Genomic DNA, 23,541 nt, shown 5'->3' with positions numbered 1-23,541 from the left:
TCAGCCGGCCTGCGACAGCGGATTGGGCGCGGCAAAATGGCAGGCTGAGAACTGGTTCGGCGAGACTTCGCGCAGCACCGGCCGATCGACCTTGCAGATGTCTTTTGCGATCGGACAGCGCGTATGGAAGCTGCAGCCCGGCGGGACGCGGGAGGGGCTTGGAACGTCGCCCTGCAGTACGATACGGTTTGCCTTGCGATCGGGATCGGGCTCGGGTGCTGCCGACAGCAGCGCCTGCGTATAGGGATGCTGCGGCATGGAATAGACGGACTTTTTCGGTCCGATCTCGACGATCCTGCCGAGATACATCACCGCCACACGGTCTGCGATATGCCGGACGACAGCAAGATCGTGGGCAATGAAGAGATAGGAAAACTTCCGCTCCGCCTGCAGATCCTGCAGCAGATTGACGATCTGTGCCTGCACGGAGACATCGAGCGCGGAAACCGGCTCGTCAGCGACGATGAATTGCGGATTGACCGATATGGCTCGGGCAATGCCGATGCGCTGGCGCTGGCCGCCGGAGAACTGGCGCGGATAGCGGTCCATGAAGCTCGGCGACAGACCCACCTGCGTCAGCAGTTCCGCCACGCGGTCGCGCCGTTCGCGTGACGATTTCACCAGTCCGAAGACTTCGAGAGGCTCGGAAATGATCTGGGCGATCGAACGGCGCGGGCTGAGCGAGCCGTAGGGGTCCTGAAAGACCATCTGCATCTTGGCGCGCATCATGCGCATTTCGGCCGCGCTGAGAGCGGTGATATCGCGTCCTCCGAAGAGCACTTCACCATCAGTCGGCTGGATCAGCCGCAGCAGAAGGCGCCCGAGCGTGGACTTGCCACAGCCGGATTCACCGACGAGCGCCAATGTCTCGCCCGGCTTGACGGAAAAGGATGCGCCGTCCACGGCGCGAACGCCCCCCGAGGAACTCGCAAAGGACAGGCCGCCTGCATCGGAAAAGGTCTTGCCGAGGTTGCGGACTGTCAACAAGTCGTCGACGCTGCTCATCTCTGTCATGCTGTTGCTCCGGCGGCCACCCAGCAGGCCGCCTTATGACGTTCTGAAACGGTGAACATGGGCGGCATTTCGGCCGCGCACCTGTCGGTCCGGTCGCTGCAACGGGTGTAGAAGGGACAGCCCTGCTTGACCGTGCCGGCGGTCGGTACGGAACCCGGGATCTGATATAGGCGCGAGCGCTCGTCATCGAGCCTTGGGATCGATTGCAGCAGGCCGCGCGTATAGGGATGGCTCGGGTTACTGAAGATCGAGCGGACATCCGCATCCTCGACCACGTGGCCGGCATACATGACGATGACACGATCGCAGACCTCGGCGATGACACCGAGATCGTGCGAGATCAGCAGCACGGCCGTGTTCAGCGTCTTGCGCACCTTCGCCATCAGGTCGAGCACCTGCGCCTGGATGGTCACATCAAGTGCCGTCGTCGGCTCATCGGCGATCAAAAGTTTCGGATTGCAGGCAACTGCCATCGCGATCATCACCCGCTGGCGCATACCGCCCGAAAACTGGTGCGGATAGGCATCGAGACGCCCTTCCGGATTGGGGATGCCGACAAGCTTCAGGAGTTCGATGATGCGGGCGCGGCGCTCTCCGCGGCTCATCTTCTCATGCAGCTTGATCGCCTCGCCGATCTGGTCGCCGATCGTCATGACCGGGTTCAGCGAGCTCATCGGCTCCTGAAAGATCATCGCAATGTCGCGGCCGCGGATCTCGGGCAGCTTCGTCTTCGGCAGATCAAGAAGGTTGACGCCTTCAAGCTCGATGCGCCCTTGCGCGATGCGGCCAGGCGGATTGGGGATCAGCCGCATAATCGCCATCGACGTGATCGACTTGCCCGAACCTGATTCGCCGACGATGCCGACCGAACCGCCGGCCTCGATCTCGAACGAGACGCCGTTCACAACGCGGATCGGAGAATCCTTCGGGCCGAATTCGACGGTGAGGCCTTCAACCTTGAGCAATGGTGTCTGTAGTTTAGACGTCATTGGTTCGTCTCCGGGTCCAGCATGTCGCGCACGGCATCGCCGATCAGGTTGAAGGAGAGCACTACGCAGGTGATGGCAAAGCCGGCGGCAATAATCGGCCAGGGCGAGCCGAAGAGATTGTTGAGACCATCGCGGATGATGTTGCCCCAGCTCGGATTGGGAGCACGAGTGCCGATGCCGAGGAAGCTCAGCGACGCTTCGAGACGGATGGCGGAGGCGACCCAGAGCGTCATTAGCACGACGATAGGCGCCGCGATATTCGGGATGATATGGCGGAAGATGATGACGGGCGTACGCACGCCCACGGCGATCGCTGCTTCCACATAGGGCTCCTGCTTGACGGACAGTGTCGAGGCGCGGGCCACACGGGCAAAACCCGGAATGAAGGCAACGGTGATGACGGCAATGATATTCCAGAAGGCGCCGCCGAGCACGGCTGCGATGATGATTGCGAGCAGCAGTTCCGGGAAAGCGAGCAGCAAGTCGATGAAGCGGCTGATGACGCGATCGATCAGCCCGCCGAAATAGCCGGCGGTCACGCCAAGCGCGGTGCCGACTAGCGCCGCAAGCGCAGGCGAAATCAGGCCGAACAGCAGCGAGTTGCGCGACCCGTGGATCATGCGCGAGAGAACGTCGCGCCCGAACTGGTCGGTGCCGAGCCAATGGGCGGCCGATGGCGCCTTGTTGATCGAGAGGATGCTTTGGGCCAGCGGATCATAGGGCGCAAGCAGCGGTGCGAAGACCGCAATCACGAAGAAGACGAGCGCGATTGCCAACGCGAAAAGCGTCGAGGGCCGCCGGAGCAGCGTTCGGGACAGAAGCGACAGCAGGCCGGGCGCAGGCGCCAGCGAAGGCTGCTCAAAGGCCTGCAAGGGGGATCCCGGCGTTTGCGTGATGATGCTCATTATTTCACCCGGATTCTTGGATCGATGACGATGTAGAGAAGATCCATCACCAGATTGATGAGAAGGACGAGGAGCGCAAAGACAACGACGCCACCCTGGATGATGCCGTAGTCACGCTCGTTGATCGCTTGGATGAGCAGACGTCCGAGGCCCGGCCTGTTGAAGACCAGCTCGACGGCGACCGACCCTGACAGCGTGGCAAGCAGGCTGAGCCCCATGCCGGTCGAAAGCGGCAGCAACGCATTGCGCAGACCGTGGCGATAGATGACACGCGGTTCACGGGCACCCTTGGCGCGGGCGGTGCGGACATAATCCTTACCGAGCGTTTCCAGAAGTGCGGTCCGCGACAGCCGGCCGATGAAGGCGGCTTTGACGAGTGCAAGCGTCAGCGCCGGTAGCACGATGTGGTACATGCGATCCGCGAAACCATCGCCGCCGCCATTGATCGGGAACCAGCCGAGGTTCAGCGCAAATCCGATCAGGAGCAGCGCGCCGAGATAAAAGTCCGGAATGGCATAGCCAAGGAGCGAAAAGAGACGCATGCCGGAATCCGGCAGCCGGTCGCGATGGGTCGCAGCTAGCACGCCGAAAGGCACACCGGCACCGACGCCGATGATCATCGCCGCGACCGTCAGCTCGATCGTGTAAGGCAGATTGGCGACGATCAGGCGCAGCACCGGCTCGCCATTCATGTACGACTGGCCGAAATCGAGGCTGAGCACGCCGATCAGGAAGTTGATGTACTGTTGCCACAGCGGCACATCGAGCCCCATCTTGTGGCGGAAGGCGGCGAGCTGCTCCGGGAGAGCCATGTCTCCCAGAGCCGCAATCGCCGGATCACCCGGCAGGATCCGCATCGCGATAAACACGAGCGTGAGCACCAGCCAGATTGTCGGAATGGCATCCGCCAGCCGGAGGAGAAAATATCTAGCCATGTTCATTCACTCGCATTCATCGCGACCTGGAGATCAGGCCTTCTTGGTCGCGTGGTGGAAGCGCCAGCGCGCATAGCCGCTCTGCACCTTGTAGCCGAGGTCGAGGCGTGCATTGCGGGCAACCGTGAAGGAGAGCGTCGACATACCGATCAACGGCAGGTCGCGCAGGACCTGAAGTTCGATCTGCTTGCAGTAATCGACATAGGCCTTGTAGTCGGTCGCCTGCAGTGCCTTAGCGAGCAGGTCGTCGATACCAGGCATGACCACGCCGTAATGGCTGTAGTTGATACCACCCGATCCATCCGGCTTGACTTCCGCCTTGGTCGACAGCTGCTGGATGTAGAGCTGCGTCGGGATCGGCGGATAGCTGGACGAATGCAGGGCCAGCGTATTCTTGTCGTGCTGATTGTCAGCATGATAGGCGGTGTGATCGCCGATATGCAGGTTCATGCGCATGCCGACGGAACGCAGCTGCTCCTGCACGATCAGCATGATGGAGGCATAGTCCTCGCGCTGGCTGACATTGCTGTCGAAGTCGAAACCATCGGGGAAACCGGCTTCGGCAAGCAGCGCCTTGGCCTTGTCCGGATCGTAATTGTACTGAAGCTCCGGCGGCAGGTCTTCGGTCTTGAAGCCGCCGGGGAAGAAGTCGGGCTGCAGGCCGGCCGTAAAGCCGCCCATCGGCTTCAGCGCATTGCCGACCGCATGGCGGTCGACGGCGTACATGATCGCCTGGCGCACCTTGATGTTGTCGAACGGCTTGCGCTTCAGGTTGATATGCAGCGTGTTGAACGAACCCGGCGACGTCATGTCGAACTGCAGCGTCGGGTCGCGCTGCAGCATGGAATCGACCCAGCCCGGCGCGCGGACGGCCTCGATCATGTCGACGTCGCCAGAGAGCAGCGCGAGCGTGCGGGCCGTCGTATCGGCGATATAGACGGATTCGACCTTGGCGATTTTCGCCTTTTCACCCCAATAGGTTTCATGGCGCTTCAGCGCTGTGCCCCACTGATTGTCGAAGCGGGTAAGTTCGTAGGGGCCGGTGCCGACGGCATCGGTCTTGAACTTGTCCGCGCCGATCTGGTCATAGGCCTTCTTGGAGACAATCGAAGTGTTGTTGAGGAAGATTGTCGTGCCGAGCAGGTTCACGTCTGAATTCTTCAGCGTGATGACGACCTCATAAGGGCCGTTCGCGACGACATCGGCGACATTCGACAGGATCGGCTTGTTCGTGCCGTCGGCCATGGCGCGCTTGAACGAGAAGACGACGTCTTCCGCCGTCATTTCACCAAAACCCTTGTGGAACTGCACGCCCTGACGGAGCTTGAAGGTCCAGGTCTTGGCATCTGACGAAGCGGACCACTCGGTGGCGAGCGTTGGCCGATACTGGTCCGGCGTCGTGGCGAAGGTGCCGTCATCGGGGCGCACGAGCTGTTCGTACATCTGCTCGGTCGCCCAGTTGTCGCCGCCCTGCGTCGTATAGTTCGGATCGCTGCTGCGGGGACCGCTGGCGGCAATGCCGATGCGGATGGTGTCGGGATCGCTTGCTGCACGCGCAATGGCGGATCCAAGCATGCTCATCGCAGCCGTGGCCGCGGTCAGTTCCAGAAACTGGCGTCTTCTCAGGTTCATGTCATTTCCTCCCACTTGTCAGAATATTCAGCTTCGCCGCTTGTCGAGCTCGGCATCTTCAACGATCAGGCCGAGGCCCGGACCGGACGGAACCTTGAACTTGCCGTCTTCCGGGATCGGCGGATTGGCAAAGCCGACATGCATGCGTGTCGACGGATCGGAGAATTCGGCGGGCTTGGTATTGTGCATCAGCGTCGCAAGCACATGCAGGTTCGCCACATGGGCGATGGTCGGCTGGGTCTGATGCGGAACGAGCTCGACGCCATGCGCAAAGCAGATCGCGGCACACTGCATGAGGCCGGTAATGCCGCCCATCTTGATGATATCGGGCTGCACCATGCGCACGCCTGCATTGATCATGTCGACGACAGCCTGGGTGGTATAGGACTGTTCGGCAGCCGAAACCGTGATGTCGAGACGCTGGGCAACCTCGCCCATGGCGCGCACGTTATAGTGCTGGACCGGTTCCTCGAACCAGACATAGCCGAGCTCTTCGAGCGCGCGGCCGACCCGGATGGCGCCGCCGACGGAATATTGGTTGTTGGCATCGAAGGCGAGCGGGAAATCGTCGCCCACCAGCTTGCGCACGGCCTTTGCCTTGGCGATGTCACCTGGAATATCATAGTCCTGACGCGTGCGGTCGCCGTCCCAGCGGATCTTTATGGCAGCCGGCTTTTCGGCCTTCCAGCGCTGCTCGACCACGCGAACGGTTTCATCGACAGTGCGGCCGGCATTGTTGCCAACCGAGGAATAGAAGGGCAGTTCCGTACGCCAGGCGCCGCCGAGCAGCTTGTAGACTGGCTGGTTGAAGTGCTTGCCCTTGATGTCCCAGAGGGCAATATCGAGGGCGGCAAGCGCGCCGGTGACGGCGCCTTCCGGGCCGAGCTTTACATATTTATGCAGCAGCCGATCGTAGAGGACCGACTGGTCGAGCGCATCCGCACCGACGAGCGAGGCTGCGAAATCTCTGACGACGCCGAGCGAGTGCTCGCCGCCCATCATCGGCGAGGCTTCGCCGTGGCCGACGATGCCATCTTCGGTCGTCACGCGCACGAGAGCCGTGCGGCGACCCGGCGGCTCATTGGGCTCCCATTTCACCTGAAAAGCTTCGACGGACTTGATGATCGTACCCACTGGCATTCCCTCGGAGAACGGACGTTTTCAGCGCCGGTGTTGTTGTTGAGGAAAGCATCTTCCAATTTGCATCCGTATGCAACACGGCGATTGAATTGAAATTGGAACAGGTTTTATGCCGAAATCTGCAAAAATGTTCACTGCTGGATATCGAGCATACAAAATCGGAGATTTCCTTATTTCATTGGCTCTTAGATGCTGCGACGCACTCGGGCGCCTGGATTCAAGAGTTGGAAGAACTGTCAATGGACGACTTGGCGACTGCATATAAGCAGCAATTGAAATTGTTGCATCCGAATGCAAAAAGTGTAGGAAAGGTAGTGGCAACCGGGGAAATGGATCATGCGCAAACAGGGATCGGCGTCCTTGCAGGGAGAACCGTCCGGCGGAGCGTTCAGCCGAAAGCCGATTACCGCCCGCGAACTTGCGCGCATGCTTGGCGTCAGCCAATCGGCTGTATCGCGTGCCTTCACACCAGGCGCAAGCATCGCAGCCGAGCTGCGCGAACGCATCCTGAAATATGCGGCAGAAGTCGACTATCAGCCGAATGCGATCGCCAGCATGCTCTCGAAGAGCCGCACGAACATTATCGGCATCGTCGTCTCCGACATGCAGAACCCCTTCTATCCGGGCCTGATCGAAAAACTCTCGCGCTCGCTGCAACGCATCGGCCTGCAGAGCCTTCTCTTCAACATCACCAAGGGATCAAACCTCGAAGAGCAGCTTTCGGCACTGCGGCGATACAACGTGGACGCTGTCATCGTCATTTCTGCGACGATCTTGTCAGGCTCGACGCTGAGCTGGGCGACGGAAGGCCGGCCAGCCATCCTGATCAACCGCGTCATCGAAGACACGAATCTGAGCTGTGTGGCCTGTAACAATGTCGAGGGTGCCCGCGCCATCGCCGATCATTTCCATCGGCAGGGCGCCCGCAGGGTCGCCTATGTCGCCGGTCTCAGTCACACGACCACCAACCGCGAACGCCAGAACGGTTTCGTCACACGGATTGCGGAGCTTGGCATGACGCTAAGCGTCCAGGTCGAAGGCCGGGAATACAGCTACTATGCCGGCCGCAAGGCCGCGCTTGAAATCGCCGCTAAGAAAAGCACCGATGCGATCTTCTTTGCCAACGACATTCTGGCGATCGGCGGCATCGATGCCCTCAGGGAGGAGGCAGGCTGCCGCGTGCCCGACGATATCCTCGTTGCGGGCTTCGACGACATCCCGATGGCCGGCTGGCCACACTACAACCTCACCACTTTTCGCCAGCCAGTCGATGAGATCGTGCGCGTCGTCGTTGAAATGATCGAGGGAGATACATCGGCATTGCTGCGGGTAGCCACGACCATCCGCCTTTCGGGAGAACTCATCGAACGGCGCTCGACCGGCGCGGAATCTAACGCAGAGTAGCCTCCACTATCGGCAGGCCGCGGGCGGCTCAAATGTGAAGAGCATTCCCCAGGGCTTTCAGCGCCGCTTCCATCACCGCCTCGCTGCGCGTCGGATGAGCATGGATCGTGCCGGCGATATCTTCCAGTCGCGCGCCCATTTCGATGGCAAGCGCGAAGGCCGCCGAGAGCTCGGAGACCCCAGCCCCCACCGCCTGCGCGCCAAGGACCAGATTGGTGTCGGCCCGCGCCACCACCCGCACGAATCCTTCCTCCGAAAGCATGGTCATCGCCCGTCCATTGGCGCTGAAGGGAAACTGGCCGGTCCTGATATCATAACCCTGGGCGCGTGCTTCTGACGGGGACAGACCGGCGCTGACGATTTCCGGATCGGTAAAGCAGATCGCCGGAATGCAGCGCTTATCCCAGGCGCGTTTCTTTCCGGCAACGATCTCCGCAACCATTTCCCCCTGCGCCATGGCCCGATGCGCCAGCATAGGCTCGCCGGTAACATCACCGATGGCATAAATGCCGCGCATGGACGTGCGGCAGCGGTCGTCGATCCTGAGAAAAGGACCGGCGCGGTCGAGATCAAGCTCTTCGAGGCCTGAGCCCGCCGTTCTCGGACGGCGGCCTACAGTCACCAGAATACGGTCTGCTACAAGCGCCTGCTGCCGGCCGTCAGGCGTTTCGACGACAAGTCCATCGCCGGCATCGGAAAGGCCGATCGCCTTCGCGCCGGTCAAGACGCGGATGCCGCGCTCGGTCATCTTGCGCATGACAGGCCGAACGAGATCGGCATCATATTGCGGCAGCACCTGCTGCGTTGCCTCGACCACCGTCACCTGCGATCCCATCTTCGCGAATGCTGTCCCGAGTTCCAGCCCGATATAGCCGCCGCCGACCACGACGAGATTTTTCGGCAATTCGCCCAACGACAACGCCTCGGTCGAAGAAATAACGCGGCCACCAAAAGGCAGGTTCGGGAGTTCAACCGGATCGGAGCCGGTGGCGATGACGACGGTCTCGGCACGAATGATCTGCTGGCCGGTTTCCGTCTCTACCTCGACCGTCTTGCCATCGCGGAAATGAGCGCGGCCGTGGACGATCTTCACGCGCGCCTTCTGCAACAGGCCGGAGACGCCGCTCGTCAGCCGGCCGACGATACCGTCCTTCCAGGTGATTGTTTTTGCCAGATCGATCGAGGCGCCCTCGACGCGGATGCCCATCGGATTCTTGCCCGTAAGCATTTTCTGCGTGGCGTCGAATTCCTCTGCGGCATGAATCAGCGCCTTGGAGGGAATGCAGCCGACCGTCAGGCAGGTACCGCCCGGCTTACCGGCCTCGACGATGACAGTGTCGATGCCGAGCTGGCCGGCACGGATGGCGCAGACATAACCGCCGGGACCTGCACCGATGACGAGGAGCTTGCAGACAATCTCTTTCATTGCTCAGCCTTCGATGAAAATGAGCGCTGGCGTTTCGAGCAGCGTGCGGATGCGCTGCACGAAGGTTGCCGCGTCCCAGCCGTCGATGATGCGGTGATCGAAGCTGGAGGAGAGGTTCATCATCTTGCGCGGCACGAATTGCGCACCGTCCCAGACCGGCCGTATCGCGATCTTGTTGACGCCGATGATCGCCACTTCCGGGTGATTGATGACGGGCGTGGAAACGATGCCGCCGAGAGCCCCGAGCGAACTGATGGTGATGGTCGAGCCTGACAGTTCGTCACGTGTTGCGGTACCAGAACGCGCCGCTTCCGCCAGCCGGCTCATTTCGACTGCGCAATCGAAGATGCCGCGCGCTTCGGCATGCCGCACCACGGGCACGGTGAGCCCCGCCGGCGTCTGCGTGGCAATGCCGATATGCACGGCGCTATGGCGCGTGATGATGCCGGCATCATCATCGAAGGTGGCGTTGACATCGGGCTGATCGGAAATCGCCTTGACGAGCGCCCGCATCAGGAAGGGCAACACCGTCAGCTTGGGATGCTCGGCCTTGCGGTCGGCATTCATTGTGGCGCGCAGTTCCTCGAGCGCCGTCATATCCACTTCCTCCACATAGGTGATGTGGGGAATGCGTGAGGTCGAAAGCACCATCTTTTCGGCAATGCGGCGCCGAAGACCGGTGAGCTTGATCTCCTCGGTCGTCGTCTTCTTTGCCAGGCCGGTACGCGCCGGAGCGGGCGCCAAACCCTGGTTTAGGAACTGATCGATATCTTCGCGCAGGATACGGCCGGCCGGCCCTGTGCCCTGCACCTGCCTTAGATCTACACCGCTCTCGCGGGCAAACAGCCGTACCGATGGCGCAGCGAGTGGCTTTTCGGTCGGCGGAGCTGCCGGCGCCGGTGCCTTCGGAACGGGTTTCGGAGCTTCTGCTTTCACGGGCTCGGCGGGCCGCGGCTGAGGAACCGTTTCGGGTTCCGCCTCTCCGGCTCCGCTTGTCGTCTCGATGCGCACCAGCGGCGCCTTGACGGCAATTCGATCGCCGATCTCACCGGCAAGCCAGGTCACCGTGCCGCTGACGGGCGAGGGAATTTCGACGGTGGCCTTGTCGGTCATGACGGCGGCGATCACCATGTCCTCGCGCACGGGATCGCCGGTCTTCACATGCCATTCGACAAGTTCTGCCTCGGCGACACCTTCGCCGACATCGGGCATCTTGATGATGAATTCGCCCATGGTTCAGGCCTCCATCACTTCGGCAAGCGCGCGTCCGACGCGGCCGGGTCCGGGGAAATAGTCCCACTCCTGCGCGTGCGGATAGGGCGTATCCCAGCCTGCGACGCGCACGACCGGGGCTTCCAGATTGTAGAAGCAATGTTCCTGCACCAGCGAAACGACCTCCGCACCGAAACCCGATGTCAGGGTTGCTTCATGCACGACGACGCAGCGCCCGGTCTTGGCGACGGATTTGACGATGGTATCGAGGTCGAGCGGCAAAAGGCTCCGGAGATCGATCACCTCGGCATCGATGCCGGCATCCTCGGCGGCGGCAAGCGCCACATGTACCATCGTGCCGTAGGCAACGACCGTCACAGCAGAGCCCTTGCGCCGTACCTCAGCCTTGCCGATCGGGATCGTAAAATGTCCCTCCGGTACCTCGCCAAGATCATGCTTCGACCATGGCGTCACCGGCCGCTCGTGATGGCCATCGAAAGGTCCGTTATAGAGCCGCTTCGGCTCCAGGAACATGACAGGATCGGGATCTTCGATCGCGGCAATCAGCAGGCCCTTGGCGTCATAGGGATTGGACGGCACCACCACTTTCAGGCCGCAGACATGGGTGAAGAGCGCTTCCGGGCTCTGGCTGTGGGTCTGGCCGCCAAAAATGCCGCCGCCGGTCGGCATGCGCACGACGATCGGGCAGGTGAAATCGCCGTTTGAGCGATAGCGGATACGCGCCGCTTCCTGCGTCAGCTGGTCGTAAGCCGGATACATATAATCGGCGAACTGGATTTCGACACAGGGCTTCAGCCCATAGGCCGCCATGCCGATCGCCGTGCCGACGATGCCGGATTCGCTGATCGGCGTGTCGAAGCAGCGCGTCTTGCCGTATTTCGCCTGCAGGCCCTGCGTGCAGCGGAAGACGCCGCCGAAGTAACCGACATCCTCGCCGAAAACCACGACATTGTCATCACGCGCCATTGAGACGTCCATGGCGCTGCGTACGGCCTCGATCATCGTCATCCGGGCCATGTCAGTACCCCGCCTTCTGCCGCTGGCGGCGGATATGCGGCGGCATCTCGGCATAGACGCCTTCGAAGATATCGCGCACCGAGGGCTTGCCGCCGTCATGCAGAGTGCCGTGCCCCTCGGCCTGACGTTGAGCCTCAATCACCTCATCCAGGATCTCCGCTTCGGCCTGAATATGGCGCTCCTCTGACCAGACGCCCCTGACGATCAGGTGTTTCTTCAGCCGCAGGACGGGATCGCCGAGCGGCCAGGCTTCCGATTCCGTCTTCGGGCGATAGGCGCTCGGATCGTCGGAGGTCGAATGGGCGCCGACGCGATAGGTGACATATTCGATCAGCGTCGGGCCAAGATTGCGCCGGGCGCGCTCAGCCGCCCAGCGAGCAACGGCATGGACGGCGAGATAATCGTTGCCATCGACCCGTAGCGCCGGAATGCCGAAGCCGAGGCCACGGGCGGCAAATGTGCCGGAGCCGCCGCGGGCAATGCCCTGGAAGGTGGAGATCGCCCACTGATTGTTGACGATGTTGAGGATAACAGGCGCCTTGTAGGTGGAAGCGAAGACCAGGGCCGAATGGAAATCCGATTCCGCCGTCGAGCCGTCACCGATCCAGGCCGCGGCAATGCGGCTGTCATTCTTGATCGCCGAGGCCATGGCCCAGCCGACCGCCTGTACATATTGGGTGGCGAGATTGCCCGAGATCGTGAAGAAGCCGTGCTCCTTGGAGGAATACATGATGGGAAGCTGGCGCCCGCGCAGCGGATCGCTCTCGTTCGAGTAGATCTGGTTCATCATCTCGACCATCGGGTAGTCGTCGGCGATCAAGAGGCCAGCCTGGCGATAGGTCGGGAAATTCATGTCTCCCTTTTGCAACGCCTTGCGGAAGGCGCAGCTGACCGCCTCTTCACCGAGATGCTGCATGTAGAAGGAGGTCTTGCCCTGCCGCTGCGCCATCAGCATGCGGGCATCGAAAGCGCGCAGCTTCATCATGTTTCGAAGCCCGGTCAGCAATTCCTCGTCCGTCAAAGACCCTGCCCAGGGACCGACCGCCTCGCCGTCGCGGTTCAGCACACGGATGATCGAATAGGCAAGCTCACGGATGTCTTCGGACGCGACATCGACCTCCGGCCGCGGCACCGACCCGGCCTTGGCGATCTTGACATTGGAAAAATCGGGATGGCCGCCCGGGCGGACGGCGGGTTCGGGGACATGCAGGCTCAAACGAGCAGATTCCACCATGTGGTCTTTTTCCTCCCTCTATCGGCCCCGCTCCTCTCCTCCAGAAGCCGGACCTTATCGTTATAGGTTGCGGGCGATCACCATGCGCTGCACGTCGCTTGTTCCCTCATAGATCTGGCAGATGCGCACATCGCGATAGATCCGCTCAACCGGATAGTCGGCTGTGTAACCATAGCCACCATGGATCTGGATCGCATCTGAGCAGACACGCTCGGCCATCTCAGAGGCAAAGAGCTTGGCCATCGAAGCCTCCGACAGGCATGGCTGTCCCGCCTCCCTTAGCGAGGCCGCATGGAAGACGAGCTGGCGCGCCGCCTCGATCCGCGTCGCCATGTCGGCGAGCCGGAAGGCCACGGCTTGGTGTTCGACGATCGGCTTGCCGAAAGCAGTCCGCTCACGAGCATAATTGCGCGCCGCCTCGAAAGACGCCTGCGCCATGCCGACGGCCTGCGCCGCAATTCCGATCCGCCCACCCTCCAGATTGGCAAGCGCGATACGATAGCCCTCACCCTCCTCGCCGAGCCTGAGCTCGGCCGGAACGCGCATGCCGGTGAAGGCGATCTGGCAGGTGTCGGAGGAATGCAGGCCGAGCTTTTCCTCGACGCGGATAACCTCATAACCCGGCGTATCGGTCGGCACGATGAAGGCGGTGATACCCTTTTTGCCGGCATCCGGATCAGTGACGGCAAAGACAATGATGACCTGTCCGTTTTTGCCCGAGGTGATGAACTGCTTGGCGCCGTCGAGCACATAATGATGGCCGTTGCGCCGCGCCCGCGTTTTCAGATTCGAGGCATCCGAGCCCGCCTGCGGCTCCGTCAGCGCGAAACCGCCGATCCACTCGCCGCTGGCAAGCTTCGGCAGGAAACGTTGCCGCTGCTCTTCATTGCCGAATTTCAGGATCGGCACGCAGCCTACCGAACTGTGCACACTCATGATGGTCGAGCAGGGTCCGTCGCCGGCGGCGATCTCTTCCAGTGCCGCAGCATAGGCGATGACGCCAGTATCCGATCCGCCATAGGTCTCCGGCACGAGCATGCCAAGCAGACCGAGTTCGCCCATCTCCCTCAACTCTTCGCGTGGGAAAAGAGATTCCCGGTCGCGTTTGGCCGCGCCCGGCGCCAGCCGCTCGCGGGCGAAGTCGCGGGCAAGATCGCGGATCTGCTGCTGAAGTTCGGAAAGGATCATTGGCCCTCCTCCTTCCCTAGTGCCGCTCGATGGCGACGGCGGTTGCCTCACCGCCGCCGATGCAAAGTGCGGCCATGCCGCGCTTCAGGTCGTAACGCTCCAGCGCCGACAGAAGCGTCACCAGAATACGGGCTCCGGACGCACCTATCGGATGGCCAAGCGCGCAAGCGCCGCCATGTACATTGACCTTCTCATGCGGCAGGTCGAGGTCGCGCATCGCCGCCATAGCAACGACGGCAAAGGCCTCGTTGATTTCGAAGAGATCAACCTCGGAGAGCGGCAGGCCGGTGCGATCCGAAAGCTTTTTCAAAGCGCCGATCGGCGCGGTGGCGAAGAGATTGGGGGCCTGCGAATGTGTGGCATGGCCGAGGATGGTGGCAAGCGGCCTCAGGTCGCGGCGATCCGCCTCCGAGCGCCGCATCAGAACGAGCGCCGCCGCACCATCGGAAATCGAACTAGAATTGGCGGCCGTCACCGTGCCGCCGTCACGAAAGGCCGGCTTCAGGGTCGGGATCTTGTCAGGCCGCGCCTTACCCGGCTGTTCGTCACGGCTTGCCACGTGCTCGGCCTTGCCGGACTTCACCGTTACGGGCACGATTTCGCTGTCAAAATAGCCTTCGGCAATCGCCTTCTGCGCCCGCGTCAGCGACGTGACCGCATAGGCGTCCTGCGCCTCGCGTGTAAACTGATAGGCTTCGGCGCAATCCTCCGCGAAGCTGCCCATCAAGCGCCCCTTGTCATATGCATCCTCCAACCCGTCGAGGAACATATGATCCACGACCCGCCCATGGCCGAGCCTGTAACCGGCACGGGCACGATCAAGGAGATAGGGCGCATTGGTCATGCTTTCCATGCCGCCCGCGACCGCCACGGAAGCGCTTCCCACCGCAATCAGATCATGCGCAATCATGACCGCCTTCATGCCGGAGCCGCACATCTTGTTGACGGTGCTTGCCCCTGTCGCAAAGGGCAGCCCGGCATGGATCGCCGCCTGGCGGGCTGGCGCCTGGCCCTGTCCGGCCGGCAGTACGCAACCGAAAACGACCTCCTCGATTGCATCCGCCTCGACGCCACTGCGTTGCAGGGCCGCGCGGATTGCGGTTGCGCCGAGCTCAGGGGCCGCAGCATCCTTGAGTTCACCCTGAAAACTGCCGATCGGCGTGCGGGCCGCGCCGACGATGACGATAGGATCCTGCAGGGTCATGTTTCCTCCTTCGGGCCAGGCGCTTAGCGCGCGCCCATACGCAATGCGCCGTCGAGGCGGATGACCTCACCGTTCAGCATGCTGTTTTCCAGGATATGACGCACCAGCGCGGCAAATTCCGCCGGATGCCCAAGACGCGGTGGGAAAGGCACGCTCTTGCCAAGTGCTTCCCGCACCTCCGCCGGCATGCCGGCCATCATCGGCGTTTCGAAAATGCCGGGCGCGATCGACACGGTGCGGATGCCGTGACGCGCAAGCTCGCGGGCGATCGGCAGCGTCATCGCGGCGACACCGCCCTTGGAGGCGGCGTAGGCTGCCTGACCGACCTGTCCGTCGAAGGCGGCGGCCGAGGCCGTATTGACGATCACGCCCCGTTCGCCCTCCGCATCCGGTTGCACAGCCTCGATAGCGGCGGCGGCAAGCCGGATCATGTTGAAGGTACCGATGAGATTGATGCCGATCGTACGGGCAAAGCTCTCCAGCCGGTGCGGTCCCTCGCGGCCGACAACTTTCTCGGCCGGCGCTACGCCGGCGCAGTTGATAAGCCCGCGAAGCGGGCCGAAAGCATCCACGGCCGCGGCAATCACCGCCGCACCGTCCTCTTCATCGGTCACGTCGGCCTTGATGAAGCGCGCATCCTGTCCCAGTTCGCGAGCGATCGCCTCGCCTGCATCGAGATTGAGATCGGCAATCGTCACGCGCCCGCCGGCTTCGACGAGCATGCGTGCCGTTGCCGCCCCGAGCCCTGAGCCGCCACCGGTAACAATGAAACTTGCGCCGCGGATTTGCACGGATCGCTCCTCCCTGCTCGGCGGACATCTCCTCCAGAGTCCGCCTGAACAGAGATTCTATTCCCTCGCCCTATTGCAAGCGATGACAGAATTGCCCCATTATTTCGGCCAGTTTTGCCATATGGTTTGCCGGAGTGAAGCAGCGATGGCCGAAATCGAGCGACGCATGATCGCACCGGGCTTCGTCGAGGAAGCTCTCGACAGCCTGCGCCGCCTTGGGAAGCCGACGGCGTCTCTTCTGACCAAGCTCGGCCTGCCGCAGCGGGTCGATCAACCGGTTTCAGCTGAGGCCTATGGTGCATTGTGGCTAGCGATCGCCGCCGAACTCGACGACGAATTCTTCGGCATGGGCGCCCGACCGATGCGTAGCGGCAGCTTCACCCTGCTCTGTCATTGCGTGCTGCACGCGCCCACGCTCGGCCATGCCCTGCGGCGGGCCTTGCGTTTCCTCGACGTGGTGCTGGACGATCCGCGTGGTACGCTCGTTATCCGCGACGGGCTGGCTCAGATTGAGCTTCGCGACGCAGGCGAGCCGCGCTCGGCCTTCGCCTATCGTACCTACTGGATCATCCTGCATGGCATCATCTGCTGGCTTGTCGGCCGGCGTATCCCGATCCGCCTTGTCGATTTCCGATGCGAAGAGCCAAACCAGGGTGCCGACTATCGGCTCTTTTTCGGTGCGCCGGTACGTTTCTCGCAACCGATCAGCCGGCTCGGTTTCGACAGCACTTTGCTCGATCTGCCGATTTCGCGCAGCGAACAGGCAATGAAGCAATTTCTGCGAGGCGCGCCCGCCAATATCCTCGTGCGCTATCGCTATGATGCCGGCATTGCTGCTGCCGTGCGCCGTCGTCTCTCGCAAACCTCTCCCGCCGCCTGGTCGAGCTTCCAGACGCTCGCTGCCGAGATGCACCTGCCATCCTCGACGCTCCGCCATCGCCTGCATGACGAGGGCCAGAGCTATGCCGGCATCAAGGACGATATCCGCCGAGACCTTGCCATCGACGCGCTATTGAACACGTCGAAGACCATCGGCGAAATCGCCGTGCAGCTCGGCTATTCCGAACCCAGCGCCTTCTTTCGCGCCTTCCGGAAATGGATGGGCAAGAGCCCCGACGCCTTCCGCCGCGAGGAGGCGAAATCGGCGCCGTGGGAATAGGCTTCGTTCGAGGGAGCTTTGAAGCGGCAGCAACCCGCGCTACATATTATAGCGGGAGGAATGCCATGTTTGATTTTTCGCTGGGCGAAACCGCGGACGCGATCCGCGAGGCGACGGCGCGATTTGCCGCCGATACGATTACTCCGCTCGCTACGGAGATCGATGAAAGCAACACATTTCCACGCCAGCTCTGGCCGCAGATGGGTGCGCTCGGCCTGCACGGTATCACCGTGGAAGAAGAATTCGGCGGTGCCGGTCTCGGCTATCTCGAACATGTCGTTGCTATGGAGGAAGTCTCGCGTGCCTCGGCCTCCGTCGGCTTGAGCTACGGCGCCCATTCCAATCTCTGCGTCAACCAGATCCGCCGCTGGGCCACACCGGAGCAGAAGCAACGCTATTTGCCAAAGCTGATTTCCGGCGAACATGTCGGCTCGCTTGCCATGTCCGAAGCCAGCTCCGGCTCGGATGTCGTTTCAATGCGGCTCAAGGCGGAAAGCAAGGGTGATCGCTACCTCCTTAACGGGACGAAGTACTGGATCACCAATGCGCCGCATGCCGATGTGCTCGTCGTCTACGCAAAGACCGATCCGGCCGCCGGACCGAAAGGTATTTCAGCTTTCATCATCGAGAAAGGGATGCCCGGTTTCAGCGTTTCAAAAAAGCTTTCCAAGCTCGGCATGCGCGGCAGCGATACGGCGGAATTGGTCTTTCAGGATTGCGAGGTGCCGGCAGAAGCACTGATGGGCCGGGAAGGCGACGGCGTGAAGATCCTGATGTCCGGCCTCGATTATGAGCGTGCAGTGCTCGCCGCCGGTCCGCTTGGCATCATGCAGGCCTGCCTCGACGTGGTGCTGCCCTATGTGCGGGAGCGCAAGCAGTTCGGCAAGGCGATCGGCGACTTCCAGCTGATGCAGGGCAAGATCGCCGATATGTATGTCGCGCTGAATTCATCGCGCGCCTACGTCTATTCCGTCGCCCGCGCCTGCGATGCCGGCCGCACGACCCGCACAGATGCGGCGGCCGCGATCCTCTTTGCCAGCGAGAATGCCGTGAAAGTGTCGCTGGAGGCGATCCAGGCGCTCGGCGGCGCCGGATATACCAAGGAGTGGCCGGTCGAACGTTTCCTGCGCGATGCCAAGCTTTACGATATCGGCGCCGGAACCAACGAGATCCGCCGCTATCTGATCGGCCGGGAGCTCATCGCATCATGACGGTGATTTCCTCTGACATTGATCGCGGCAGCGAGACCTTCAAGACCAACACAATCAACAATAAAGGACTGACCGACGAGCTCTACGACCGCTCAGCAAAGACCCGTGAAGGCGGCTCACAGGCAGCGCGCGAGCGCCACACCGGCAAGGGCAAGCTCCTGCCGCGCGATCGCATCCAGTTGCTGCTCGATGTCGGCAGCGCCTTCCTGGAGATCGGTACGCTGGCAGCGAACGGCATGTATAATGACGAGGCGCCGGGTGCCGGCATCATTACCGGCATAGGCCGCGTTTCCGGCCGCGAGGTGATGATCGCCGCCAATGATGCGACAGTGAAGGGTGGTGCTTATTTCCCTGTCACGGTGAAGAAACATCTGCGGGCGCAGGAGATCGCCGTGCAGAACCGGCTGCCCTGCATCTACCTTGTCGACAGCGGCGGCGCCAATCTCCCGCATCAGGCCGAGGTTTTTCCCGACCGCGATCATTTCGGGGCGATCTTCTACAATCAGGCACAGATGTCGGCCGAAGGCATTCCGCAGATCGCCTGCGTCATGGGAAGCTGCACGGCGGGCGGCGCCTATGTGCCTGCGATGTCCGACGAGACGGTCATCGTGCGCAATCAGGGCACGATCTTCCTTGCCGGCCCGCCTCTGGTGAAGGCCGCGACCGGCGAGATCATTTCGGCCGAAGAGCTCGGCGGCGCCGAAACCCATGGTCGCCGCTCCGGCGTCGTCGATCACGTCGCCGAAAATGACGAGCATGCGCTGCTTCTCGTGCGCGATATCGTCGCCAGCCTCAATAGCGTGAAATCAGTCGACATCGACATTCGGGCACCGCGTCCGCCAAAACTCGATCCGGAAGATCTGGGCGGTATCATCCCGGAGGATGTGCGCTCGCCTTATGACGTTCGTGAGGTTATCGGACGCATCGTCGATGGTTCCGAACTGCATGAATTCAAGCCGCTCTATGGCGCGACACTGGTCTGCGGTTTTGCCCGTATCTGGGGCATGCCGGTCGCCATCATCGCCAATAACGGCGTGCTGTTTTCCGAAAGCGCGCTGAAGGGCGCGCATTTCATCGAGCTTGCCTGCCAGCGCCGCGTGCCACTGCTGTTTCTGCAGAACATATCGGGCTTCATGGTCGGCGGCCGTTATGAGGCAGGCGGCATCGCCAAGGACGGGGCAAAACTCGTCACCGCGGTTGCGACTGCCACCGTACCCAAGGTCACCGTCATCATCGGCGGCAGTTTCGGCGCCGGTAATTACGGCATGTGCGGCCGCGCCTATCGCCCACGTTTTCTCTTCACGTGGCCGAATAGCCGTATCAGCGTGATGGGCGGCGAGCAGGCCGCCTCCGTGCTTGCCACCATCCGCCGTGATGCGATGGAGGCGCGCGGAGAAAGCTGGCCGGTCGAAGATGAAGAAGCTTTCAAGGCGCCGATCCGCGCCGGTTACGAGGCCGAGGGCAATCCCTACTACGCCACCGCACGCCTCTGGGACGACGGCATCATCGATCCGCGCCAGACGCGCGATGTGCTGGGCCTTGCCTTTTCCGCCTGTCTGAACGCGCCGATCCCCAAAGGGCCGCGCTTCGGCGTCTTCCGGATGTGAGGTGGCGCGATGATGGAAAGCTTGCTCATAGCCAACAGGGGTGAAATCGCTCGTCGGATTATCCGCACGGCGAAAGCCCTCGGCATCCGCACCATTGCTGTTTATTCAGAGGCCGATGCCGGCCTGCCCTTCGTGGCAGAGGCAGACGAGGCTCTTGCCATCGGCCCAGCGCCTGCTCGCGAGAGTTATCTTTCACAGAAGCGTATTCTGGAGGCCGCCCGCAGGACGAGTGCGGCCGCAATCCATCCCGGTTACGGCTTCCTGTCGGAAAATGCCGAGTTTGCCGAAGCCGTCGAGAATGCCGGCCTCATCTGGGTTGGTGCGCCACCTGCCGCGATCCGTGCCATGGGGCTGAAGGATGCTGCCAAGCAGCTGATGCAGGCCGCCGGCGTGCCGGTCACACCTGGCTATATGGGAGCGGATCAGAGCGGAGAAAGGCTTGCTGCCGAGGCCGATGCGACGGGCTATCCCGTGCTTATCAAAGCTGTCGCGGGCGGCGGCGGCAAGGGTATGCGCCGCGTCGATCAGCGGCAAGACTTTGCCGAACTGCTCGCCTCCTGCCGTCGCGAGGCGGCCTCGTCCTTCGGCGACGACCGCGTGCTGATCGAGCGCTATATCGCCAATCCGCGCCATATCGAGGTGCAGGTCTTCGCCGACCGCTTCGGCAATTGCGTCCACCTCTTCGAACGCGACTGCTCGCTGCAGCGCCGGCACCAGAAGGTGATCGAGGAGGCCCCCGCTCCCGGCCTCGACGCCGCCACCCGCGCCTCAATCTGTGAGGCGGCGGTCAGGGCTGCGAAGGCGGTGAACTATATCGGGGCAGGCACCATCGAATTCATTGCCGATGCCTCGGAGGGCCTGCGCCTGGACCGTATCTGGTTCATGGAGATGAACACGAGGCTGCAGGTGGAGCATCCCGTCACCGAAACCATCACCGGTGAGGATCTGGTACTCTGGCAATTGAAGGTCGCCGCCGGCGAGCGGCTGCCGAAGGAGCAAGACGATATCCTCATGAACGGCTGGGCTTTCGAGGCTCGCCTTTACGCCGAAAACCCTGCTGCCGGCTACCTGCCCTCGATCGGCCGCCTGGATCATCTGCGCTTGCCCCAAAATGTCCGGGTCGACAGCGGCGTCGAGGAAGGCAACGAGATCACCGCCTTCTACGATCCGATGATCGCCAAGATCATCGCTCACGGCCCAAATCGTGACGCAGCCCTCGCCAAGCTCACCAGAGCCTGCGAAAGCATCGAAGTCTGGCCGGTGAAATCCAATGCCGGCCTGCTCACCCGCATTGCCGCCGACGCGGATTTCTGCGCGGCAAAGATCGATACGGGCTTTCTCGACCGTCACGGTGAGGCCCTGCTGCCGAAGGAGCCCGACGAGACGACTATCGACAGGGCGGCGACGGCCTTGGCAGCAAAGGAAGGGACCGATCCCTGGTCGGCCCTCGCCGGCCTGCGCATATCAGGAGCAAGCGATAGCCGCACGCGCGTCCGCATCGGCGACCACCTCTATTGGGGGCATGTGCGCCCAGGCCTCGACACCAATGCCGTCAGGTCCGGCGATACCGTGGTCCTCTTCGATGGCGGCAATGCCTGGCCGATCGGCCTTCCCGTCGCCAGTGAAGTCGAAGCGCATCAGGGCGCCGGCGATGGCGCAATCCTTTCGCCAATGCCGGGCCTCGTCATTTCCGTCGATGTCGCGGAGGGCGATCACGTTGTCAAAGGCGACAGGCTGCTGACGGTTGAGGCGATGAAGATGGAACATACGCTGCGCGCACCCTTTGACGGCCTGGTCGGCAAGCTGCCAGTCTCCGTGGGCGCCCGGGTCTCGGAAAACCAGCTCGTCGTCAACGTTATGAAGGAAGAGCACTGATGGCCGGCCGCTACTTCGACGAATGGACGGTCGGCGACCGGGTTGCCCACGAGATCCGCCGCACGGTCACGGAAACCGACAACCTGCTCTTCACGACGCTCTCCCATAATCCGCAACCACTGCATCTCGACGCCGATTATGCGGCGGGTACGGAATTCGGCCGCATCGTGGTCAACGGCACCTTCACCTTCGCGCTCACCGTCGGCCTCTCAGTCGGTGACACGACACTCGGCACGCTGGTCGCCAATCTCGGCTACGACAAGGTGACGATGCCGAAGCCGGTTTTCATTGGTGATACGCTTCGTGTGGAAACCGAAGTGACGGAGCTCAGGCGCTCCAACTCGCGACCCGATGCCGGGATCGTCACGTTCAAGCATATCACGCTGAATCAGCGAAACGAGATCGTCTGCCAGTGCCTGCGCACGGCCATGCTGCAGGTGAAGCCGTCATGAGGCTGCGCTCGCTGCTGTTCGTGCCCGGCGATAGGCCGGAGCGTTTTGACAAGGCCCTCGCCTGCGGCGTCGATGCCGTCATCCTCGATCTGGAAGATTCGGTTTCCGCGCGGAACAAGCCGTTGGCGCGAGACGCCGTACACGACTTCGTCGCACGCCGCGCAACTGATGCGACGCTTGTTATTCGCATCAATCCCCTCACTACGTCAGCCTGTGAAGACGATCTCGTTGCGCTCGGCGATATCAATCCCTTCGCGATCATGTTGCCGAAGTCCGAAGGCGCAGCTTCGGTACGCCAGCTCGCAGGCCGCCTGTCATCCGCTGTCCCTATCCTGCCGATCGCGACGGAGACACCGGCCGCCATCTTCGAGATCGGCAGCTACAGAGATGTCGCCTCTCATCTCTTCGGGCTGACCTGGGGCGCAGAAGATCTTCCTGCCACGATCGGCGCTGCGACCGCCCGCGAGGCAGACGGACGTTATACCGCGCCCTATGAGCTGGCCCGATCCCTGGTGCTGTTTGGCGCGCACGCCGCAGCGGTTCCTGCCATCGAGACCGTCTATCCCGACTTCCGCGATCTCGACGGTCTCGCGGCCTATGCTGCTCGCGCCCGACGCGATGGTTTCTCGGGGATGATGGCGATCCATCCGAGCCAGGTCGAACCGATCAACCACGCCTTTACACCGGATGCGGCGGAGATCGCCTGGGCAGAAAAAGTCGTGGCTGCCTTCGCCATCTCGCCGGACACCGGCGTCATCCAGATCGATGGGCGCATGCTCGATCTGCCGCATCTGAAACTCGCAAAACGCATTCTGGAGGCCGGAAAACTAGCGCATGAAGGATGATTGGCTTCTGGCGCAGTCAGGCGACAGCGAGAAACTGGCAGACGCAGGGACCTGGATACGCGGTTCACCGATACCGGAAGCGCCCAATAAATAGGCAAAATGGTCAAAATGTCGTAAAACGAATATCATATGTCGTTTCTTTGCGGCTCAACGCACAGCTGTGCAAAGCTATTTCCGAGGTCGAATTCTCCTGGCAGCAGGTTGTTTCTGGTCGAGCATTCGAGAGATTTTTGAAATCGGCCTAATAATAATGGCTATTAATAGAATTGAATAGCCACGG

General features: G+C 62.0%; 20 protein-coding genes. 7 read left to right on the top strand and 13 right to left on the bottom strand.

From position 1 onward, the window contains the following. From AB8B33_RS25425 to AB8B33_RS25400, 6 genes are read right to left on the bottom strand one after another with little or no spacing between them, the layout of a single operon-like run. Positions 1-1,014, bottom strand: coding sequence for an ABC transporter ATP-binding protein (locus tag AB8B33_RS25425; protein ID WP_439017481.1), 1,014 nt, complete (start codon positions 1,012-1,014; stop codon positions 1-3). Continuing rightward, positions 1,011-2,003 carry an ABC transporter ATP-binding protein gene (locus AB8B33_RS25420; protein ID WP_439017480.1) on the bottom strand — a complete coding sequence of 331 codons (993 nt, stop codon included), beginning with the start codon at positions 2,001-2,003 and terminating at the stop codon, positions 1,011-1,013. The genes AB8B33_RS25425 and AB8B33_RS25420 overlap by 4 nt, the downstream gene beginning before the upstream one ends. Next, entirely contained in the window at positions 2,000-2,908 is a 909-nt protein-coding gene (locus tag AB8B33_RS25415; RefSeq protein WP_439017479.1) for an ABC transporter permease, read from the bottom strand. Before AB8B33_RS25415 ends, AB8B33_RS25420 begins: the two co-directional genes overlap by 4 nt. Beyond that, a complete protein-coding gene (locus AB8B33_RS25410; protein ID WP_113320703.1) occupies positions 2,908-3,843 on the bottom strand; it encodes an ABC transporter permease in 936 nt (311 codons plus the stop codon). Before AB8B33_RS25410 ends, AB8B33_RS25415 begins: the two co-directional genes overlap by 1 nt. 33 nt (positions 3,844-3,876) lie before the next feature. Beyond that, positions 3,877-5,475: an ABC transporter substrate-binding protein gene (locus AB8B33_RS25405; protein ID WP_439017478.1), complete on the bottom strand. Its 1,599-nt coding sequence runs from the start codon at positions 5,473-5,475 to the stop codon at positions 3,877-3,879. Between the two features lie 27 nt (positions 5,476-5,502). Continuing rightward, positions 5,503-6,609 (bottom strand): mandelate racemase/muconate lactonizing enzyme family protein, encoded by a 1,107-nt coding sequence (locus AB8B33_RS25400; protein ID WP_162747925.1) that lies wholly within the window; start codon positions 6,607-6,609, stop codon positions 5,503-5,505. A 342-nt stretch (positions 6,610-6,951) separates the two neighbouring features. On the opposite strand from AB8B33_RS25400, the gene AB8B33_RS25395 reads away from it, so the two are divergent. Then, on the top strand, positions 6,952-8,019 hold the full coding sequence (locus tag AB8B33_RS25395; protein ID WP_439017477.1) for a LacI family DNA-binding transcriptional regulator: 1,068 nt from the start codon (positions 6,952-6,954) through the stop codon (positions 8,017-8,019). Positions 8,020-8,047: 28 nt separating this feature from the next. Here AB8B33_RS25395 and lpdA read toward each other — a convergent pair whose 3' ends face one another. The 7 genes from lpdA to AB8B33_RS25360 are packed head-to-tail and all read right to left on the bottom strand — an operon-like array spanning position 8,048 to position 16,112. Then, complete coding sequence (gene lpdA, locus AB8B33_RS25390; RefSeq protein WP_439017476.1) at positions 8,048-9,445, bottom strand: dihydrolipoyl dehydrogenase; 1,398 nt, start codon at positions 9,443-9,445, stop codon at positions 8,048-8,050. Between the two features lie 3 nt (positions 9,446-9,448). Then, complete coding sequence (locus AB8B33_RS25385; RefSeq protein WP_439017475.1) at positions 9,449-10,678, bottom strand: dihydrolipoamide acetyltransferase family protein; 1,230 nt, start codon at positions 10,676-10,678, stop codon at positions 9,449-9,451. 3 nt (positions 10,679-10,681) lie between these two features. Further along, positions 10,682-11,695 carry an alpha-ketoacid dehydrogenase subunit beta gene (locus AB8B33_RS25380; RefSeq protein WP_439017474.1) on the bottom strand — a complete coding sequence of 338 codons (1,014 nt, stop codon included), beginning with the start codon at positions 11,693-11,695 and terminating at the stop codon, positions 10,682-10,684. A 1-nt stretch (position 11,696) separates the two neighbouring features. Then, positions 11,697-12,929, bottom strand: coding sequence for a thiamine pyrophosphate-dependent enzyme (locus AB8B33_RS25375; protein WP_439017473.1), 1,233 nt, complete (start codon positions 12,927-12,929; stop codon positions 11,697-11,699). 60 nt (positions 12,930-12,989) lie between these two features. Further along, positions 12,990-14,117, bottom strand: coding sequence for an acyl-CoA dehydrogenase family protein (locus AB8B33_RS25370; protein WP_439017472.1), 1,128 nt, complete (start codon positions 14,115-14,117; stop codon positions 12,990-12,992). 16 nt (positions 14,118-14,133) lie between these two features. Beyond that, positions 14,134-15,321: an acetyl-CoA C-acyltransferase gene (locus AB8B33_RS25365; protein WP_439017471.1), complete on the bottom strand. Its 1,188-nt coding sequence runs from the start codon at positions 15,319-15,321 to the stop codon at positions 14,134-14,136. A 23-nt stretch (positions 15,322-15,344) separates the two neighbouring features. Then, entirely contained in the window at positions 15,345-16,112 is a 768-nt protein-coding gene (locus tag AB8B33_RS25360; RefSeq protein WP_439017470.1) for a 3-hydroxyacyl-CoA dehydrogenase, read from the bottom strand. 82 nt (positions 16,113-16,194) lie between these two features. Between AB8B33_RS25360 and AB8B33_RS25355 the strand changes: the two genes are divergently transcribed. The 6 genes from AB8B33_RS25355 to AB8B33_RS25330 all read left to right on the top strand — a co-directional run bounded on the left by AB8B33_RS25355 (position 16,195) and on the right by AB8B33_RS25330 (position 23,261). Next, positions 16,195-17,271, top strand: coding sequence for an AraC family transcriptional regulator (locus AB8B33_RS25355; protein WP_439017469.1), 1,077 nt, complete (start codon positions 16,195-16,197; stop codon positions 17,269-17,271). Between the two features lie 65 nt (positions 17,272-17,336). After that, positions 17,337-18,482 (top strand): isovaleryl-CoA dehydrogenase, encoded by a 1,146-nt coding sequence (locus AB8B33_RS25350; protein ID WP_439017468.1) that lies wholly within the window; start codon positions 17,337-17,339, stop codon positions 18,480-18,482. Beyond that, positions 18,479-20,089: a carboxyl transferase domain-containing protein gene (locus tag AB8B33_RS25345; protein ID WP_439017467.1), complete on the top strand. Its 1,611-nt coding sequence runs from the start codon at positions 18,479-18,481 to the stop codon at positions 20,087-20,089. The genes AB8B33_RS25350 and AB8B33_RS25345 overlap by 4 nt, the downstream gene beginning before the upstream one ends. Before the next feature lie 9 nt (positions 20,090-20,098). After that, positions 20,099-21,964 (top strand): acetyl/propionyl/methylcrotonyl-CoA carboxylase subunit alpha, encoded by a 1,866-nt coding sequence (locus AB8B33_RS25340; protein WP_439017466.1) that lies wholly within the window; start codon positions 20,099-20,101, stop codon positions 21,962-21,964. Continuing rightward, positions 21,964-22,416: a MaoC family dehydratase gene (locus AB8B33_RS25335; protein ID WP_113320683.1), complete on the top strand. Its 453-nt coding sequence runs from the start codon at positions 21,964-21,966 to the stop codon at positions 22,414-22,416. The genes AB8B33_RS25340 and AB8B33_RS25335 overlap by 1 nt, the downstream gene beginning before the upstream one ends. After that, positions 22,413-23,261 (top strand): HpcH/HpaI aldolase/citrate lyase family protein, encoded by an 849-nt coding sequence (locus AB8B33_RS25330; RefSeq protein WP_439017465.1) that lies wholly within the window; start codon positions 22,413-22,415, stop codon positions 23,259-23,261. The genes AB8B33_RS25335 and AB8B33_RS25330 overlap by 4 nt, the downstream gene beginning before the upstream one ends. Positions 23,262-23,541 lie beyond the last annotated feature (280 nt).

Origin of the sequence: Rhizobium sp. 768_B6_N1_8 (genome assembly GCF_051811225.1) — a bacterium.
Classification (GTDB): domain Bacteria; phylum Pseudomonadota; class Alphaproteobacteria; order Rhizobiales; family Rhizobiaceae; genus Rhizobium.
Note: the sequence above shows the minus strand (reverse complement) of the source record. Positions and strands in the feature narration are given on the sequence as shown.

What these genes read in the sequence shown, in the direction of transcription:
- AB8B33_RS25330 (WP_439017465.1), top strand. Translation starts at nt 22,413, where the DNA reads ATGAGGCTGCGCTCGCTGCTGTTCGTGCCCGGCGATAGGCCGGAGCGT.
- AB8B33_RS25345 (WP_439017467.1), top strand. Translation starts at nt 18,479, where the DNA reads ATGACGGTGATTTCCTCTGACATTGATCGCGGCAGCGAGACCTTCAAG.
- AB8B33_RS25410 (WP_113320703.1), bottom strand. Translation starts at nt 3,843, where the DNA reads ATGGCTAGATATTTTCTCCTCCGGCTGGCGGATGCCATTCCGACAATC.
- AB8B33_RS25415 (WP_439017479.1), bottom strand. Translation starts at nt 2,908, where the DNA reads ATGAGCATCATCACGCAAACGCCGGGATCCCCCTTGCAGGCCTTTGAG.
- AB8B33_RS25420 (WP_439017480.1), bottom strand. Translation starts at nt 2,003, where the DNA reads ATGACGTCTAAACTACAGACACCATTGCTCAAGGTTGAAGGCCTCACC.
- AB8B33_RS25375 (WP_439017473.1), bottom strand. Translation starts at nt 12,929, where the DNA reads ATGGTGGAATCTGCTCGTTTGAGCCTGCATGTCCCCGAACCCGCCGTC.
- lpdA (WP_439017476.1), bottom strand. Translation starts at nt 9,445, where the DNA reads ATGAAAGAGATTGTCTGCAAGCTCCTCGTCATCGGTGCAGGTCCCGGC.
- AB8B33_RS25355 (WP_439017469.1), top strand. Translation starts at nt 16,195, where the DNA reads ATGACAGAATTGCCCCATTATTTCGGCCAGTTTTGCCATATGGTTTGC.
- AB8B33_RS25385 (WP_439017475.1), bottom strand. Translation starts at nt 10,678, where the DNA reads ATGGGCGAATTCATCATCAAGATGCCCGATGTCGGCGAAGGTGTCGCC.
- AB8B33_RS25370 (WP_439017472.1), bottom strand. Translation starts at nt 14,117, where the DNA reads ATGATCCTTTCCGAACTTCAGCAGCAGATCCGCGATCTTGCCCGCGAC.
- AB8B33_RS25380 (WP_439017474.1), bottom strand. Translation starts at nt 11,695, where the DNA reads ATGGCCCGGATGACGATGATCGAGGCCGTACGCAGCGCCATGGACGTC.
- AB8B33_RS25395 (WP_439017477.1), top strand. Translation starts at nt 6,952, where the DNA reads ATGCGCAAACAGGGATCGGCGTCCTTGCAGGGAGAACCGTCCGGCGGA.
- AB8B33_RS25425 (WP_439017481.1), bottom strand. Translation starts at nt 1,014, where the DNA reads ATGACAGAGATGAGCAGCGTCGACGACTTGTTGACAGTCCGCAACCTC.
- AB8B33_RS25365 (WP_439017471.1), bottom strand. Translation starts at nt 15,321, where the DNA reads ATGACCCTGCAGGATCCTATCGTCATCGTCGGCGCGGCCCGCACGCCG.
- AB8B33_RS25405 (WP_439017478.1), bottom strand. Translation starts at nt 5,475, where the DNA reads ATGAACCTGAGAAGACGCCAGTTTCTGGAACTGACCGCGGCCACGGCT.
- AB8B33_RS25340 (WP_439017466.1), top strand. Translation starts at nt 20,099, where the DNA reads ATGATGGAAAGCTTGCTCATAGCCAACAGGGGTGAAATCGCTCGTCGG.
- AB8B33_RS25335 (WP_113320683.1), top strand. Translation starts at nt 21,964, where the DNA reads ATGGCCGGCCGCTACTTCGACGAATGGACGGTCGGCGACCGGGTTGCC.
- AB8B33_RS25350 (WP_439017468.1), top strand. Translation starts at nt 17,337, where the DNA reads ATGTTTGATTTTTCGCTGGGCGAAACCGCGGACGCGATCCGCGAGGCG.